This window comes from Streptomyces sp. NPDC051909, from assembly GCF_040681095.1.
Classification (GTDB): domain Bacteria; phylum Actinomycetota; class Actinomycetes; order Streptomycetales; family Streptomycetaceae; genus Streptomyces.
Genome location: NZ_JBFAYA010000013.1, coordinates 35,209 through 51,516 on the forward strand (window position 1 = coordinate 35,209; position 16,308 = coordinate 51,516).

15 protein-coding genes and 1 riboswitch are annotated in these 16,308 nt (G+C 73.4%); of the genes, 4 read left to right on the forward strand and 11 right to left on the reverse strand.

Annotated elements, in window-relative coordinates; translation table 11 throughout:
* Positions 1–133: 133 nt before the first annotated feature.
* The 4 genes from AB0M18_RS21380 to AB0M18_RS21395 all read right to left on the reverse strand — a co-directional run bounded on the left by AB0M18_RS21380 (position 134) and on the right by AB0M18_RS21395 (position 3,223).
* Positions 134–640 carry a hypothetical protein gene (locus tag AB0M18_RS21380; RefSeq protein WP_365760594.1) on the reverse strand — a complete coding sequence of 169 codons (507 nt, stop codon included), beginning with the start codon at positions 638–640 and terminating at the stop codon, positions 134–136.
* 59 nt (positions 641–699) lie between these two features.
* A complete protein-coding gene (locus AB0M18_RS21385; RefSeq protein WP_365760265.1) occupies positions 700–1,950 on the reverse strand; it encodes an MAB_1171c family putative transporter in 1,251 nt (416 codons plus the stop codon).
* 61 nt (positions 1,951–2,011) lie between these two features.
* On the reverse strand, positions 2,012–2,599 hold the full coding sequence (locus AB0M18_RS21390) for a toxin (RefSeq protein WP_365760596.1): 588 nt from the start codon (positions 2,597–2,599) through the stop codon (positions 2,012–2,014).
* Positions 2,600–2,770: 171 nt separating this feature from the next.
* Positions 2,771–3,223, reverse strand: coding sequence for a hypothetical protein (locus AB0M18_RS21395; RefSeq protein WP_365760267.1), 453 nt, complete (start codon positions 3,221–3,223; stop codon positions 2,771–2,773).
* Between the two features lie 509 nt (positions 3,224–3,732).
* Here AB0M18_RS21395 and sigJ point away from each other — a divergent pair.
* Positions 3,733–4,677: an RNA polymerase sigma factor SigJ gene (sigJ, locus tag AB0M18_RS21400; protein WP_365760269.1), complete on the forward strand. Its 945-nt coding sequence runs from the start codon at positions 3,733–3,735 to the stop codon at positions 4,675–4,677.
* A 122-nt stretch (positions 4,678–4,799) separates the two neighbouring features.
* The gene (locus tag AB0M18_RS21405) at positions 4,800–6,011 is read left to right on the forward strand and encodes an FAD-dependent oxidoreductase (protein WP_365760271.1); all 1,212 of its coding nucleotides are present in this window, start codon (positions 4,800–4,802) and stop codon (positions 6,009–6,011) included.
* A 12-nt stretch (positions 6,012–6,023) separates the two neighbouring features.
* On the opposite strand, the gene AB0M18_RS21410 is transcribed toward AB0M18_RS21405, so the two are convergent.
* Positions 6,024–7,388: a hypothetical protein gene (locus tag AB0M18_RS21410; RefSeq protein ID WP_365760273.1), complete on the reverse strand. Its 1,365-nt coding sequence runs from the start codon at positions 7,386–7,388 to the stop codon at positions 6,024–6,026.
* A gap of 293 nt (positions 7,389–7,681) precedes the next feature.
* On the opposite strand from AB0M18_RS21410, the gene AB0M18_RS21415 reads away from it, so the two are divergent.
* Positions 7,682–8,668 (forward strand): D-2-hydroxyacid dehydrogenase family protein, encoded by a 987-nt coding sequence (locus tag AB0M18_RS21415; RefSeq protein ID WP_365760275.1) that lies wholly within the window; start codon positions 7,682–7,684, stop codon positions 8,666–8,668.
* Positions 8,669–8,741: 73 nt separating this feature from the next.
* Here the strand turns inward: AB0M18_RS21415 and AB0M18_RS21420 are convergent, their stop codons facing one another.
* On the reverse strand, positions 8,742–9,602 hold the full coding sequence (locus tag AB0M18_RS21420) for a CbtA family protein (RefSeq protein WP_365760277.1): 861 nt from the start codon (positions 9,600–9,602) through the stop codon (positions 8,742–8,744).
* 20 nt (positions 9,603–9,622) lie between these two features.
* Positions 9,623–9,850 (reverse strand): CbtB-domain containing protein, encoded by a 228-nt coding sequence (locus AB0M18_RS21425; RefSeq protein WP_356063526.1) that lies wholly within the window; start codon positions 9,848–9,850, stop codon positions 9,623–9,625.
* 58 nt (positions 9,851–9,908) lie between these two features.
* A riboswitch (cobalamin riboswitch) is annotated at positions 9,909–10,003 on the reverse strand.
* A gap of 108 nt (positions 10,004–10,111) precedes the next feature.
* Between AB0M18_RS21425 and AB0M18_RS21430 the strand changes: the two genes are divergently transcribed.
* Positions 10,112–10,666 carry a histidine phosphatase family protein gene (locus tag AB0M18_RS21430; RefSeq protein WP_365760280.1) on the forward strand — a complete coding sequence of 185 codons (555 nt, stop codon included), beginning with the start codon at positions 10,112–10,114 and terminating at the stop codon, positions 10,664–10,666.
* Here AB0M18_RS21430 and AB0M18_RS21435 read toward each other — a convergent pair.
* From AB0M18_RS21435 to cobN, 4 genes are all read right to left on the reverse strand, one after another.
* The gene (locus AB0M18_RS21435) at positions 10,659–11,015 is read right to left on the reverse strand and encodes a GntR family transcriptional regulator (protein ID WP_365760282.1); all 357 of its coding nucleotides are present in this window, start codon (positions 11,013–11,015) and stop codon (positions 10,659–10,661) included. The genes AB0M18_RS21430 and AB0M18_RS21435 overlap by 8 nt on opposite strands.
* Positions 11,016–11,017: 2 nt before the next feature.
* On the reverse strand, positions 11,018–12,013 hold the full coding sequence (locus AB0M18_RS21440) for a hypothetical protein (RefSeq protein ID WP_365760284.1): 996 nt from the start codon (positions 12,011–12,013) through the stop codon (positions 11,018–11,020).
* Between the two features lie 100 nt (positions 12,014–12,113).
* Positions 12,114–12,569, reverse strand: coding sequence for a hypothetical protein (locus tag AB0M18_RS21445; protein WP_365760286.1), 456 nt, complete (start codon positions 12,567–12,569; stop codon positions 12,114–12,116).
* A gap of 71 nt (positions 12,570–12,640) precedes the next feature.
* Positions 12,641–16,303, reverse strand: coding sequence for a cobaltochelatase subunit CobN (gene cobN / locus AB0M18_RS21450; protein ID WP_365760288.1), 3,663 nt, complete (start codon positions 16,301–16,303; stop codon positions 12,641–12,643).
* Positions 16,304–16,308: the final 5 nt, after the last annotated feature.

The following is a 16,308-nucleotide window of genomic DNA, read 5'->3' on the forward strand; positions in this document are numbered from 1 at the left end:
ATGAGGGGTCGTCAAGGTGTCGGCGGAGGACGCCGTCGGGCGTCTCACGCGGATCCAGGGGCGAAGATACGCGCGTAGAACGTGGCGTAACAAGGCTTCGGACGTGAACTTACGAGGATGCGGGCGCGCGGCGCTACACGAGGAGGAACGCGGCGGCGGTGGACGCGCCGAGGGCGGCTCCGGCGAGGGTCTGGGCCACCGTGTGGTACGTCAGCGCGACCCGGGACCAGCACACGGCGGCCGTGAGCCCGTAGGCGAGCAGCCACCACGGGGAGTGCACCGCGGCGAGGAGGGCGACCACGGCCGAGGCCACGGCCGAGTCCACCGAGATCTTCCAGACGGTGTTCACCGCGAGCAGCCCGACGGTCATCACCCACAGGGCGAGCATCGCGACCAGGATGGCGACGGGCGCCCCGCCGAGGACCATGACCAGCGAACCGGTGCCGATGGAACCGAGGATGACGAAGAAGATCGGTGCCCGCTGGGTGCGGTCGACCACGTGGCGGTCGCCCCAGGTGCCCCGCTTGCGCTCCCACTCGATGTAGCCGGCCGGGATCAGCCCGGCGCACAGGGCGCCGAGCAGCCCCCACAGCAGGCCGGTCCACTGCCCGGAGGCGGCGGCCAGGCCGATCCCGAGCATGCCCACGAGCAGGACGTTGCGGGGCTGCAGGACGTCGGTGACGGTGCGGGCGGTCCGGTTCACGCGCCGGCCTCCAGGCCGGACCGCAGGACGAGGCGGGTCCGCTGCTCGGGGATGTCCTTGTAGGCGGCGGCCACCCGTACCAGCCAGGCGACCTCGTCGTCCTGGTCGGTGGCGTGCTTGGTCTCGAAGGCGGCGGCCTTCCCGGCCGGCGCGCCCTCCGCCTTGGCGGCCAGGGCCGCCTTGATCCAGTAGGCGTCGGCGAGCGAGCCCGCCTTCGCGGGGTCGGCGGCCTCGCGCTCGGCGGCCTCCTTGGCGGCGGTCAGCAGGCTGTCGGGCACGTAGTGACGCAGCTTCTCGACGGCGTCCGCGATGTCGGCCGCCCAGCGGTCGACACGCAGGTCCGCGGGGGTGCCGAAGCGGGTCAGCTCCCGGGCGAGCGAGGCCGGCGGGGCGAAGGGCTGGTCGGGGAAGGCCGTCATCAGCTCGCGCCACAGCGGATGCAGATCCGCCTGCGCCCGCCACAGCCGGGCCCGCCGCCAGCCCTTGCTGAAGGCGGGGATGGACGCGCCGAGCGCGAAGAAGGCGAAGAGGACCACCTGCGCGGCCTCGGTGACCTCGTCGAAGGCCAGCGCGAAGCCCTCGCTGGGCCGGTCGACGACGCTGATCCACAGGAACAGGGTCCGGCTGAGCGTGTAGCCGACCCCGATGAACATCGCGAAGGTCATCATGCCGAGGCCCACCCGGAGATGGAGCGCCCGGGCGTCGGCCGTGGCCAGGGCCCACTGGTACGCGCAGACGGCGGACGCGGCGCCCAGGTACAGGTAGAAGACGCTCATGTAGAGCGTGGCGCCCCACTGGCCGGCGTGCTCGGCGACGAACCGGTCCGCGGGCACCGAGCGGTCCACCACCGTGAAGAAGAGCACGGTGAGGAGGATCAGGGTGGCCACGGAGGCCTTGGCCGCGACCCGCTGGACGATCCGCGCGAACCGTACGTGGCGGGGGATCTCCCCGCCCTCCGGGAAGTGACCGTAGATGGCGACGATGTAGCTCAGGATCGCCAGGATGGCGATGGTCGACGTGTAGTGCTTGATCAGCACCGCGAGGTCCACGACCGGGCTGTTGTTGAGTCCGATGCGGACCACCTGGGTCTTGGTCCACAGGGCGACGGCGAAGCCCGCGTAGCAGCCCCACAGGGCGCGGCGGCGCTTGTCCTCCTCGTCGCCCCAGAGGGCGGCCGGCATCCGCCACAGGGCGACGGCGGTCATCAGACCGGCGATGAGGTAGCCGGCGAGGTCGAGTCCGGTCACGTGGGTTCCTCGGGGTGTTCTGTGTGTGGGGGCTGTAGGGCGGGGTCTACGAACGAGGGGTCTACGAGCGGCGGAAGAACGTGTCGCGCAGGAACGAGCCGCGGAAGAACGAGCCGCGGAAGAACGAGCGGCGCCGGTGGGCGACCGGCCGGGAGAGCGAGTTGGCAAGCCGCCCGACCATGTCGTCGCTGGTCACGTCCCGCGCCATGCGCGGAATCAGGGAGGCGCCGAACTCGGCGACCCGCTCGTCGTGCGTGTCGTACTGGGCACGGGCCTGGACGGTGTCGGACGAGAGCACCCGCTTGATCAGCGAAGTGTCGAACACCGGCAGCAGCGCCCGCAGCTGGTCCGCGTCCAGGCTGGTGCCGTGGTCGAACCACTCGTGGCACAGCTCGTGCAGGATCACGTGCTGGGTCTGGTACGCGGTGGGGCGGCGCCGGTAGAGCACGTAACTGGTCGTACCGGACTTCAGCCGCAGCCCGCAGGCCGCGTTGACGCGGGCGAGCCGTTCGGGCAGCTCCTGGAGGACGATGGTCCGGCCGCGGGCCGCCTCCATGTTGGCCACCAGGCCGTCGATGGTGAAGGGAGCCGGTATCGGAAGGTCGGCCAGTCCGGCTTCACACTCTTTGCGCAGTTCGCGCAGGGACATGGGGGCCTCTTGGTCGTCGTCACGCGTGTGTGACATGCGCTCGACGAGTCTAGCCAACGCCGTTCGAACACGCGGAGCGGCGTACGCCGGAGCCCGTCCGGCGGATCCGTCCCACGGCCTGTCGTCCTACGGCTCGGCGTCCTCCGGCACGGCGTCCTCCGCCCCGTCGCCCTACGGCCTGTCGCCCTCCGCCGTGTCGTCGGGCCGCTGCCTGGCCTTGGTGTCCGCGAGGAGGGAGAGCGCGAACTCGAGCAGTTCCGCGGGCAGTCCGTCGTCGTCGACCCCCCGGCCCGCGACGCCGCTGATCTCGCCGGTGCGCCGCTTCGCCAGGAACTGGAGCCCGGCGACCACGTCACCGACGACCTCCGACTCCTCCTTGAAGAACCGCCAGTCCACGCCGAAGCCGAGACCGAGCGCCTTGAGGATCTCCTCGGAGGGCTGGGTGACCTTCCCGGCCAGGATGTTCGAGAAGTAGCTGTGGGAGAGGGAGCCGCCGCGCTCCTTCACCAGCTCGGCGAAGGTCCGCCCGGACACCTTCTGGCCCGGGAAGGTCTTCTCCAGCATGTACTCGACCTTCTGCTGCAACGACTGCAGTTCAGGCGCGCGTTCCTCGTCGATGCCCATCCTGTTTACCTACTGTTCGCATCACGCACCGGTGCAAGTACCGGGCTTGCGTAAACACTCTACGTCACTGTTAACTACAAAAAACACGGCCAGGGGACCACAGGGGAGTCCCCTGGCCGTGTGAATCACCGTGGGCGGATCCGCGAGGACCGCCCCGCGCGAACCCGTATTCACAGGTGTAGCCCTTCGCGACGGGGGATGCACGAAGGGCTACCCGTGCAGTATGCCAGTCCGTCAGGGGCCGCTCCACAGGGCACCCCTGACGGATCGTGAGCAATGTTGCTGAAGTGAACATCCGCACGCCGAATCATGCGTGCGAACGGCGCCCGACCCGACACCGGGGCCGAACGCCACCCAGCCGAAGAGCCGACTCCAGGACATGTCAACTACCCGTCGCTGATGCGACGGGCTTGCACAACGGGCGCCACCGGGTGACCCGGCGGGTGACCCCCGCCACGGCGCCCGCGACCCCCGGCCCGGAGGCCCCCGGCCCGCCTAGGATGGGGCGCATGGCCCTGATCATGAGTGACGTGGACCGGTTCGAGGCCGCGCGGCCCCGGTTGGAGGCCATCGCCTACCGGCTGCTCGGCTCGTCGAGCGAGGCCGAGGACGCCGTACAGGAGACGTTCCTGCGGTGGCAGGCGGCCGAGGTCGGGCGGATCGAGGTGCCCGAGGCGTGGCTGACCAAGGTTCTCACCAACTACTGCCTCAACCAGCTGACTTCGGCGCGCGCCCGGCGCGAGACGTATGTCGGGCGGTGGCTGCCCGAGCCGCTGCTCGCCGGGGACCCGATGCTCGGGCCGGCCGACACGGCCGAGCAGCGCGAGTCGGTGTCGTACGCCGTGCTCGTCCTCATGGAGCGGCTCTCGCCGGGCGAGCGGGCCGTGTACGTGCTGCGGGAGGCGTTCGACTACCCGCACCGGGAGATCGCCGAGATCCTCGACATCACCGAGGCCGCGAGCCAGCAGACGTACCACCGCGCGAAGAAGCACATCGCGGACGGCAGGGCGCGCACCGAGATCGACGAGGCCGCGGCCCGGCGGATCGTGGAGGAGTTCCTGGCCGCGGCGACCAGCGGCCGCACCGAGCCGCTCGTACGGCTGCTCACCCAGGACGCGATCTCGGTCGGCGACGGCGGCGGCAAGGTGCCGGCGCGGGCGAAGGCGTTCGAGGGCGCGGTCGCGGTGGCCACGTTCCTGCGGGGTCTGTTCAAGCCGGGCCCGGCCAAGCGGGCGATCGTCGGCGGCACGGCCGAGATCCACATCGCGATCGCCAACGGCGGGCCCGCCGTCCTGGCGGTCGTGGACGGGCGGGTCGTGGGGATCACCTGCCTGGACGTCACGGCGGACGGGATCGTCGCGGTGCAGAGCCAGGTCAACCCCGACAAGCTGGTCCGCGCGACGGAGCGGTGGGCTGCGGAGGGGCGCGGAGAGGCGCCGCTGCACACCATCTGACGCACCCGTCGAGGGTGTGACGCGGGTCACATCCGGATCCTGTCAGGAAACGCGGGGCTGCCCGGTTCAAGGGGCGACACCACGCCGGACCACGGCGGAACCGCCCAGACAGGAGCACGGACATGCAGCCCACGCAGCAGCACCGCATCGTCGTCCTCGGCGCCGGCTACACCGGCGCCGTCGCCGCCGGCCGCATCGCCAGGCGGCTGCACCGCGAGGACGTCGGCATCACCCTCGTCAACCCCGAGCCCGACTTCGTCGAGCGCGTCCGGCTGCACCAGGTCGCGGCCGGGCAGGACCTGAAGCCGCGGCCGTTCGCCGAGATGTTCGCGGGTACGGGCGTCGAGCTGCGGCTCGGACACGTCACCGCGGTGGACGTGGAGCGCAAGACGGTCTCCGTCGCCGGCGAGGACGGGCGACCGGCGGAGCTGCCGTACGACACCCTCGTCTACGCCCTCGGCAGCGGCTGGAACGACGGCGGCGTCCCCGGCGCCGCCACCCACGCCCACGAGGTCTCCAGCCGCCCGGGCGCGCTGCGCCTCCGGGAGCGCCTGGCCGCCCTGGACGCCGGCCGGACCGTGGTCGTCGTCGGCGGCGGCCTGACCGGCCTGGAGGCCGCGACCGAGATCGCCGAGGCCCGCCCGGACCTCGACGTCTCCCTGGCCGCCCGCGGCGTCCTCGGCGACTGGCTCTCCGCCAAGGGCCGCGCCCACCTGCGGAAGGTGGTCGACGGGCTCGGCATCACGGTCCACGAGCACACGGCGGTCGCCGAGGTGGCGGCCGACCGGGTGACCACGTCCGACGGCACCACCGTCCCCGCCGACGTCACCGTCTGGACCACCGGCTTCGCCGTCCGCCCGCTCGCCGAGGCGACCGCCCTGCGGCTCACCGACCGCGGCCGGATCGTGGTCGACGGCACCATGCGCTCGGTCTCCCACCCGGACGTGTACGCGGTGGGCGACGCGGCCATGGCGATCGGCCCCAACGGCAAGCCGCTGCGCATGTCCTGCGCCTCGGGCGTCCCCATGGCCTGGCAGGCCGCCGACGCCATCGCCGCCCGCCTCGCCGGCACCAAGGTCCCGCGGGTCGCCATCCGCTACTTCCAGCAGTGCATCTCGCTCGGCCGCAAGGAGGGTCTGATCCAGTTCGTCACCGCCGACGACCGCGCCGTCGACCGGGCCCTCACCGGCCGCCTGGCCGCCGTCTACAAGGAACTGATCTGCAAGGGCGCCGCCTGGGGCGTCGCCAACCCGACCGCCGGCCTCCCGACCCGCCGCCGCCACATCCTCCACCAGGACGTCCGCACCCTGACGGGGGCGGAGGCGACGGCCTGAGGGAGGAGCGGATCAGGCGGATGCGGCCTTCCCCGGCTCCTCCGGCTCCTCCGGCTCCTTCGCCTCTCCCGTCTCCTCCGCCAGGAAGTCCTTCACCGCCAGGGCGAAGACGAAGGCCAGGGCGAGGGCCACGACCACCAGGCCCGTGGGGTGGGACCAGAGGACGTAGGTGACGACGGCGGCCGCGACCAGGATCCAGGTGAGGAGGGTGGAGTGGCGGTGGACGAAGGGGGTGACCGGGCCGAGCCGCATGCCCGCGCGGTCGGCGGTGGTGCGGGTGGCCGTGATGCCCGAGCGCCAGAGGCCGCGGACCAGGCGGGCGGCGCGACCGGGGCCGGAGAGCCAGGCGGCGAGGGCGACGATCAGGCCGACGGCCACGAAGACCCGGACCGAGGTGCGGAGGTAGCGGACCAGGATGTCGTAGACGGAGCCCGCGGCGGCCGCGTTGACGCCGGAGGGGAGGGCGTTGAGGTAGACCGTGCGGAAGACGGTCAGGCCGATGCCGAGGAGCAGCGAGGCCACCGCGAAGCCGAGGGCCGCGGCGATCAGGGTGCGGCGCCGGTGGACGGCGAGCAGGACGCCGCCGGCGACGAAGAGGACGGAGAGGACCGGCAGCCAGAAGCCCATCTTCTGCAGCAGGTTGAAGAGCGTCCGCACCTTCCCGATGTCGTCCGCCTTGACGATGGTGAAGTTGGTGTGGACCTCGGGGATCTTCGCCGCGACGCCCATCCCGGCGTCCACCAGGCGCTGCTTCACGCGCTCCACGATCGGCGCGAGGTCGAGGGTGACGGTGTTCTCGTTGATCTTCACCGCGCCCTCGTCGCTGCCGGTCAGCGCCCGGTCGAGGGCGGTGTGGACGGCCCGGTTGGCGTCCGTCCAGACCGTCTCGAAGGCGTCGGAGGCGACGACGTCCTGCGCCTTCTCGTGGACGAAGCTCTTCACCGCGCCTTCCAGCGAATCGCCCAGCTTCCCCAGGGCCTTGGTGAGCCGCGGGCGATCGGCCGGGGCGACGTCTTCGAGGAGGGACTGGAGGTCGATGTGCTCCATGACGGCGTCGGTGACGCGGTTGGCGACCGCGGCCTGGACGTCGGCGTCGGAGGCGAGCGGCGCAACCGTGGCGACGTAGCGGTCGGTGTCGCCGATCTCGTCCGCCGTCCACGCCGCGACGAGACCGAGCGGCGCGAGCACGCAGCCGATGACGATCAGCAGCGCCGCGAAGAACGCGCGGACCCGGTGGTGGGGCGGGCGCGGGGCCGCCGCCGCGGCGGCGGCCTCCAGCGACGCGATGCGCGCCCGCAGCTCCGCGACTTCGTCGGCCCCGTTCGAGGAGGCTCCGTTCGAGGAGGCCCCGTTCGAGGGCGTGTCGGGCGTGCTCATCGGCGTACCGTCTCCTCCGTCGTGAGGTCCTCGCCCGCCACCCGGCGCGGCACCTCTGCGGGTACCTCCATGGAACTCATCTGCGCGGCTCCCTCTCGCCCTGCCGGTACCGGCGGATCATCCCGATTCTGTGGGGAGCATGTTGGTTTGTCGCTTCGGCAACTTCCTTCGGGGGTACGCTCACTCGCCTGCCGCAGCCCGGCGCGCGCGGGGCCCGCGCACGCCCTACGATCGACGCCCGGCTCCCTCCGTACCCCGCCGCCCTCCGTACCGGGTGCGCGATCATGCCGTGCATGAACGCCGCCACTCCGCCACTGCCCCGCTGCGCGATCCTCGACGACTTCCAGGGCGTCGCCCTCGGCTCCGCCGACTGGAGCCCGCTCGACGGACGGGTCGAGGTCCGCGCGCTGCGCGAGCACATCGATCCGCTCGCCGACCCCGACGCGCTCGTCGCCGCCGTCGAGGACTGCGAGATCCTCGTCGTGATGCGCGAGCGGACCCCGCTCGACGCCGCCCTCCTCGCCCGGCTCCCCCGGCTGCGGCTGATCGTCACCTCGGGGATGCGCAACGCCTCGATAGACCTGACCGCCGCCCGCGCCCGCGGGATCACCGTCTGCGGCACGGCCAGCGCCTCCGAGCCGCCCACCGAGCTGACCTGGGCGCTCATCCTGGGCCTGGCCCGGCAGGTGCACACGGAGAGCGCCGCGATGCGGGCCGGCGGGCCCTGGCAGTCCACCGTCGGCCTCGACCTCGCGGGCCGCACCCTCGGCCTGGTCGGCCTCGGCAGGATCGGCGGCCGGGTGGCCAGGATCGGCCTCGCCTTCGGCATGGACGTGGTCGCCTGGAGCCCGCACCTCGACGACGAGCGGGCCGCCGCGCACGGCGTACGGCGCGCCGCGAGCCTCACCGAACTGCTCGGCGCCGCCGACATCGCCTCGCTCCACCTGGTGCTCTCCGACCGCACCCGCGGGCTGATCGGCGAACCGGAACTGCGCGCGATGCGCCCCGACGCGTATCTCGTGAACACCTCGCGCGCCGGGCTCGTCGACCGGGCCGCGCTGCTCCGCGCGCTGCGCGAGGGATGGATCGCGGGGGCCGGTCTGGACGTGTACGAGACGGAGCCGCTGCCCGCCGACGACCCCGTCCGTGGCCTGCCGAACGTGCTCGCGCTGCCGCACCTGGGGTACGTGACCCGCGGCAACTACGGCCGCTACTTTGGGCAGGCGGTGGCGGACATCGAGGCGTGGCTGGCGGGGAAGCCGGTGCGTGAGCTGGGCTGACGCGTACGGACAAGGCCTCGGCCCCGTACACCTGGCGCGGTGTACGGGGCCGGGGCCTTGCGCGTACGGGAGATCAGCCGGCGGTCGCCGCCGCGACCGGCACCGTGGCTGGCTTCGGGGCGAGCAGGCGCTCGGCGAGGAGCCCGAAGGCGAGTCCGAAGACCGCCCACAGGCCCGCCTGGATGCCGAGGGTCGCGAGCCGGAAGTCCCACAGCACGGCGGCCGGGAACTCCGGGGCCACCGCGTCCGTGTTGCCGGGCAGGACCGCGCAGGCGATCGCGACCGCGACGGCGAAGCCCGCGCCCGCGACGACCGTCGCGTTCCAGTTGCCGAGGCGCGGCGCGAGCCGGCGGCCCGCGATGACCGCGGCGACGCCGAGCAGCACGCTCAGCAGGATCATCAGGAAGAAGAGCGTGGTGCGCTTCCCGATGGTGTCCGGGTTGCCGACGGCCGGCGGGGTCGCCGGGTACTTGAGGAACGGCACCAGGTAGACCGTGGTGAAGGCCGCCGCCGCGACGAGCGCGGCCGTGGCCTTCGCGGTGAACCTGCCGACCCGTCCCAGGACGAAGCAGAACGCGAGCGACGCGATGCCGCCGAGCGCGACCCCGTAGACGAGGACGCCGGTGGCGAGACCCGCCGTGGACTGGAGGTCCCGGCTGACGATCTCCTCCTCGGCGTCCTCGGCATCGGCCTGGGTGGCCGCACCGTTCGCGCCGTGGCTGTGCGCCGAAGCCGCGTGCTCGGCGTGCTCCGCCTTCGCGGCAGTCGCCTCCTCGACCGCGATCGAGGCGTTGACGGACGGTTCACCCGCGACGTACGCGACGCCGAAGGCGAACAGTCCGGCGATCAGGCCCGCGAGCATGCCGCGGAGCAGGAGCCGGCCCACGAGCGAACCCGTGGGCGCGGCAGGGGTGGTGGGGGTGGTGACTGACATGTGCCCGGAAGCCCCTCGGATCAGTGGCAGGGGAAACCGAGCAGGTGACGCCCGTCGTGAACCCACTCGTGCACGTCGCTGCCCGCGAACAGGGAGGTCGCCCCCTGCTCGGCACCGACGAAGTAGAGCGCGACGAGCATCAGGACGCCGGCGAACAGTGCCCACGGCAGGACGGCGCGGACCGGCAGCGAGACCGGGGCGACGGCAGGGGTGGACGTGACGACGGGCGACGCGATGGCCTCGGCCATGGTGGTACCTCCTCGGGAACTCGCGTCCCATACGGTGGTGCGCGACGACGGTCGTCGGGTCTGACTCACCGCTCCCGGGGCCGGGGGCCTGGGGCCTGTGCCTCGGAGGCGGCTCACAGTGGCGCGACCGTGCCGGACTTGCACCGGACTTCCGTCTCGCCGTCGTCGTTCTGTGGAAATGTCGACTGACCGTACCGCGCCGACCACTCCGCGCCAAGAGCGCATGGTTCCCGGGGCGGTGAAGTGAGGGATGAATCACCCATGACCGTACGGGTCTCCCTGATCGCGCCCGCCATGAACGCGGCCCTGCGCGAGGCCAGGTTCGACGACGCGGGGCCGGTGGAGCTGCCGCCGACGGGCCTGGATCCGCTGTGTCTCGCGCCCCGGGTACGGGTGGTGAGCTCGCCGTCCGGGCGGTGCCGGGCGACGGCGGAGGCGCTGCGCCTGCCGTCGTACGCGGTGGAGCCGGCGCTCGCGGGCTGCGCGACGGGGCGGTGGCGGGGGCGGCGGCTCGACGAACTCACCGTGGAGGAGCCGGCGTCGGTGGCCGCCTGGCTCACCGACCCGGGGGCGGCCCCGCACGGCGGCGAGTCGCTGCGGGAGCTGCGGGCCCGGGTCGCGGAGTGGATGGAGGGGCTGGGGTCGGGGACGCTCTGTGCGGTCGCCGAACCGGATGTGATCCGTGCGGCCGTGGCGCACGCGCTCGGCGCGCCGGAGGAGGTCTTCTGGCGGCTCGACGTGCGCCCGCTGTCCCGTACGACGCTGAGCGGGCGCGCCGGACGGTGGAACCTGCTCCTCGACGGCCGGATCAGCTGAGGCTCGTACGCGCCAGGTCGAGGAACTCCTCATCGGTCACGCCCAGTTGTCGGGCCTCGGCGACGAGGGCGCGAAGCCGCTCGACGAACTGGGCGCGGTCGGGGGCCTGGGCGCCGGGGACGATGACGGCGCCGCGGCCCCGGCGCAGCTCGATCAGGCCCTCCTCGCGCAGGCGCTGGTAGCCGCGCAGCACGGTGTGCACGTTGACGCCGAGGGAGTCGGCCAACTCGCGGGCGGCGGGGAGGCGTTCGCCGGGGGCGGCGCTGCCGTCGGCGAGGGCGCCGCGGACGCAGGCGGCGATCTGGTCGCCGAGCGGTACAGCGGAGGCGGGGTCGACCCGGAAGAGCACGGTCAGATCCTCTCACCCGGGGCCTCGCCCCCGGGGCCGGCCGCCGTGGCCTCGCGCGCCGCGAGCGTGTTGAGCAGCGCTGCCGCGGTCTCGGCGTCGGCGACGGTGACCAGGAACTCGAAGCCGCCTCTGCGGCGTACGGACAGGGCCTCGCCGGAGCGCAGGAGCAGGGCGGAGCGGCGCGGCCGGGTGCGGTAGCCCCAGCCGCCGAACTCGGCGACGGCGTGCACGTCGCGGACGGTCGCCGAGGCGACCTCGTCGAGCGGGATGCGGATCCGGGGGCGGGGGAACAGCGCGGGGGTGACCGTCAGGCCGCGCCGGTCGACGCCGACGCGGACCCGGGAGAGCGCCACCCCGGGCACGCCGACGACCAGGCCGACGGCGGCGATCAGGGCGTACGGCCAGGGCGTGACGAGGACCGCGGGGAACAGCGCGCCCGCGCCGGCGACCGTGAAGGCGGCGCCGAGCGCGGTGCCGGGCGTCGAGGTGGCGGCGCGCGACCAGCCGGCGACCTCGTGCGCGCCGAGTTCGAGGCGGGGTTCGCGGACCGGGGCGGCGGGGGCGACGGGCTCCGGCGGGACGAGGCGGGTGAAGCGGGTGAGGGCCAGGCCGGTGAGCCCGGCGAGGGCGCCGATGGCGGCGGCGACGGTGAACACGGCGAGCGGGGTGGCGACCTCGGCCGCGTCGGCGGCGTCGAGGTTGTCGCGGAGCAGCAGGTCGAGCAGACCGCCGGTGAAGCCGGCGGTGGCCCAGGCCCCCCAGAGCGCGGAGCGGCGGACGAACGCGACCCAGCCGGCGCCGAGCAGGAGGAGCAGCCCGGAGCTGATGGCGGCGTAGACGGGGAGGCCGGTGAAGCCGTCGGCGCGGCCGCCGTCGGTGGCGGAGAAGTGGGTGGCGAGCGGGTCGGGGAGTCGGTCGTACCAGAGCGCGAAGAGCAGCAGATGGACGGCGAGTGCGAGGACGAACGGCGCGGCGGCGAGCGCGCGGAGACGGATCACGGGACCCTCCCTCGGTTCTAGTTATTCGCACTCTACTAGAACAACTTTCAGGGCGCACTCCTCCCGGGGCAGACGCCATGGGGCAGCGAGGTCCGGGAGGTCAGCGCACCGTGTCCGGTGTGAAGGGGGGCTGTTCGAAGGTGGGCATGGGGATGACGGTGACGTCGGGGCCCGGCGTGTACGGGGGCACCGTGTACGGCGGGGGCGTCGGCCGGGGCGGTGCCGGCGGCGGGTTCGGGCCCGCGTAGGGGTTCTGCGGCTCCGCCGTCGCCGCCTTCTTCGCCACCTTCGGCCTGCCCGTCGGGGACGGCTCGGCCGAGCGGTCGGGGCCCGACGACGTGGTGCGGGCGGGCGAGGGCGGCGCGCTGGTGGGCTTCGCCGAGGGCTCGACGGAGGGGGTGGCGGTGGTCGGCGTCGCCGACCCGGTGGCGCCCGGCTTCTTGCCCGTACCACCGCTCGTACCGTCGCCGGATCCCGTCCCCGGGCCCGAGCAGGCCCCCAGGGCCAGGCTCAGGCCGAGCACCACCGTCACCGCCACCGCTCCGCGGGCACGCATGCCCACCACCCCACCCCTGGTCACGTTCTCGATCCGCACAGACGTGCGGCCGGGATCGTAACTCGGGCCGCTCAGGCGTCGTCGTCGCCCTCCAGGTCGCCCTCCGTCTCCAGGAACACCTGGCGCAGCGCGGCCAGGGTCCCCGGGTCCGGCTTCTCCCACATGCCGCGGGACTCGGCCTCCAGCAGGCGTTCGGCGATGCCGTGCAGGGCCCAGGGGTTGGCCTCCTTCAGGAAGGCCTGGTTCGCCGGGTCGAGGACGTACTCCTGCGTCAGCTTGTCGTACATCCAGTCGGCGACGACGCCGGTCGTGGCGTCGTAGCCGAAGAGGTAGTCGACGGTCGCCGCGAGCTCGAACGCGCCCTTGTAGCCGTGCCGGCGCATGGCCTCGATCCAGCGCGGGTTGACCACGCGGGCGCGGAAGACCCGGGAGGTCTCCTCGACGAGGGTGCGGGTGCGGACGGTCTCGGGGCGGGTGGAGTCGCCGATGTACGCCTCCGGGGCGGTGCCGCGCAGCGCGCGCACGGTCGCCACCATGCCGCCGTGGTACTGGAAGTAGTCGTCCGAGTCGGCGATGTCGTGCTCGCGGGTGTCGGTGTTCTTCGCCGCCACCGCGATCCGCTTGTACGCCGACTCCATCTCGGCGCGCGCCGGGCGCCCTTCGAGCCCGCGGCCGTACGCGTAGCCGCCCCACACCGTGTACACCTCGGCGAGGTCGGCGTCGGTCCGCCAGTCCCGCGAGTCGATCAGCTGGAGCAGACCGGCGCCGTAGGTGCCCGGCCGGGAGCCGAAGATACGGGTGGTGGCGCGGCGTTCGTCGCCGTGCTCGGCCAGGTCGGCCTGGGCGTGGGCGCGCACGAAGTTGTCCTCGGCGGACTCGCCCTCCAGACCGGCGACCAGCCGCACGGCATCGTCGAGGAGCCCGATGACGTGCGGGAACGCGTCGCGGAAGAAGCCGGAGATGCGCAGCGTCACGTCGATGCGCGGGCGGCCGAGTTCGGCGAGCGGGATGGGCTCCAGGCCGTTCACGCGGCGCGAGGCGTCGTCCCACAGCGGGCGGACGCCGAGCAGGGCGAGCGCCTCGGCGACGTCGTCGCCCGCGGTGCGCATCGCGCTCGTACCCCACAGGGAGAGGCCGACGGAGGTGGGCCACTCGCCGTTGTCGTCGCGGTAGCGGGTGAGGAGCGAGTCGGCGAGCGCCTGACCGGTCTCCCAGGCGAGCCGGGAGGGCACGGCCTTGGGGTCGACGGAGTAGAAGTTGCGGCCGGTCGGCAGCACGTTGACCAGACCGCGCAGCGGCGAGCCGGAGGGGCCAGCCGGGACGAAGCCGCCGTTCAGGGCGTGCACGGCGTGGGCGAGTTCGTCGGTGGTGGCGGCGAGGCGCGGCACGACCTGGGTGGCGGCGAACTCCAGGACGTCGGCGACGGCCTGGACCTGACCGGCGGCGACCGCCGCGACGGCGGCCGGGTCCCAGTCCGCCGCCTCCATCGCCTCGACCAGCTCACGGGCCTTGGCCTCCGCCGCGTCGGCGGTGGTGCGGGTGGCGGCCGACTCGTCCAGACCGAGGGCCTCGCGCAGACCCGGCAGGGCCTGGGTGCCGCCCCAGATCTGGCGGGCGCGCAGGATGGAGAGGACCAGGTTGACGCGGGCCTCGCCGGTCGGGGCGCCGCCGAGGACATGCAGACCGTCACGGATCTGGGCGTCCTTGACCTCGCACAGCCAGCCGTCGACGTGCAGCAGGAAGTCGTCGAAGCCGTCGTCGTCCGGCCGGTCGTCGAGGCCCAGGTCGTGGTCGAGCTTCGCGGCCTGGATCAGCGTCCAGATCTGCGCGCGGATCGCGGGCAGCTTCGCCGGGTCCATGCTGCTGATCTGCGCGTACTCGTCGAGCAGCTGCTCCAGGCGCGCGATGTCGCCGTAACTGTCGGCACGCGCCATCGGCGGCACCAGGTGGTCGACGAGGGTCGCGTGCACCCGGCGCTTGGCCTGGGTGCCCTCGCCCGGGTCGTTCACCAGGAACGGGTAGACGAGCGGCAGGTCGCCGAGGGCCGCGTCCGGGCCGCAGGCGGCGGACAGACCGGCGTTCTTGCCCGGCAGCCACTCCAGGTTGCCGTGCTTGCCGAGGTGCACCATGGCGTCGGCGCCGAAACCGCCGTCCTCCGCGCGGGCGGCGATCCAGCGGTAGGCCGCCAGGTAGTGGTGCGAGGGCGGCAGGTCGGGGTCGTGGTAGATCGCGATCGGGTTCTCGCCGAAGCCGCGCGGCGGCTGGATGAGGACGAGCAGGTTCCCGCGCCGCAGGGCGGCGAGGACGATGTCGCCCTCGGGGTTGCGGGACCGGTCGAGGAACATCTCGCCCGGCGCCGGACCCCAGTGCTCCTCGACCTGCTCACGCAGCTCCGCCGGGAGTTCGGCGTACCAGCGCTTGTAGTCGGCGGCCGGGATGCGGACCGGGTTGCGGGCCAGCTGCTCCTCGGTCAGCCAGTCCTGGTCGTGGCCGCCGGCCTCGATGAGGGCGTAGATCAGCTCGTCGCCGTCCCCGGAGACCAGGCCGGGGACGTCCTCGACCGGCCCGAAGTCGTAGCCCTCCTCACGGAGCCTGCGCAGCAGCTCCACGGCGGAGGCGGGGGTGTCCAGGCCGACCGCGTTGCCGATCCGCGAGTGCTTGGTCGGGTACGCGGAGAGGACCAGCGCGAGCTTCTTCTCGGCGTTCGGGATGTGGCGCAGGCGGGCGTGCCGGACGGCGATGCCCGCGACCCGGGCGGCGCGCTCGGGGTCGGCCACGTACGCCGGAAGACCGTCCTCGTCGATCTCCTTGAAGGAGAAGGGGACGGTGATCAGCCGTCCGTCGAACTCCGGCACGGCGACCTGGCTGGCGGCGTCCAGCGGGGAGAGGCCCTCGTCGTTCTCCTCCCAGGCCGACCGGGACCCGGTGAGGCACAGGGCCTGCAGGATCGGCACGTCCAGCGCGGCCAGCGCGCCCGCGTCCCACGCCTCCTCGTCGCCGCCCGCCTGCGCCTCGGCCGGCTTGGTGCCGCCCGCGGCGAGCACGGTGGTGACGATCGCGTCGGCGGTACGGAGGGTGTCGAGCAGTTCGTCCTCGGGAGCCCGCAGCGAGGTCACGTACAGCGGCCTGGCCTGGGCGCCCTGCGCCTCGATGGCCTCGCAGAGGGCGCCGACGAAGGCGGTGTTGCCGCTCATGTGGTGGGCCCGGTAGTAGAGCACGGCGACCGTCGGGCCCTCGGTGCGCCCGGGCGTGCGGTCGAGCGCGCCCCAGGTGGGGGCGGGCGCCGGGGCCTCGAAGCCGTGGCCCGTGAGCAGCACGGTGTCGGACAGGAACCGGGCGAGCTGCCCGAGGTTCGCCGGTCCGCCGTGCGCGAGATAGGCGTGCGCCTCGGTGGCGACGCCGACCGGGACCGTGGAGACGCCCATGAGCTGCGCGTCCGGCGCCTGTTCACCGCTCAGCACGACCACCGGCTTCCCGGCGGCGAGCACCGCGTCCAGGCCCTCCTGCCAGGACCGGACACCGCCGAGGAGACGTACGACGACCAGCTCGACGCCGTCGAGAAGGCCGGAGAGAAGTCCGGGCAGATCGTGCTGGGGAAGCCGGGCGGGGTTGGCGTACCGCCACTCCACGCCCTCGGACGCGGACGCGCCGTCGGACGCGCCCTCGGTCACGGCGGTGTTCGCCGCACGGGCACTGAGCAGGTCGGTGTCGGAATGCGACAGCAGCAGGAGCATGGCGA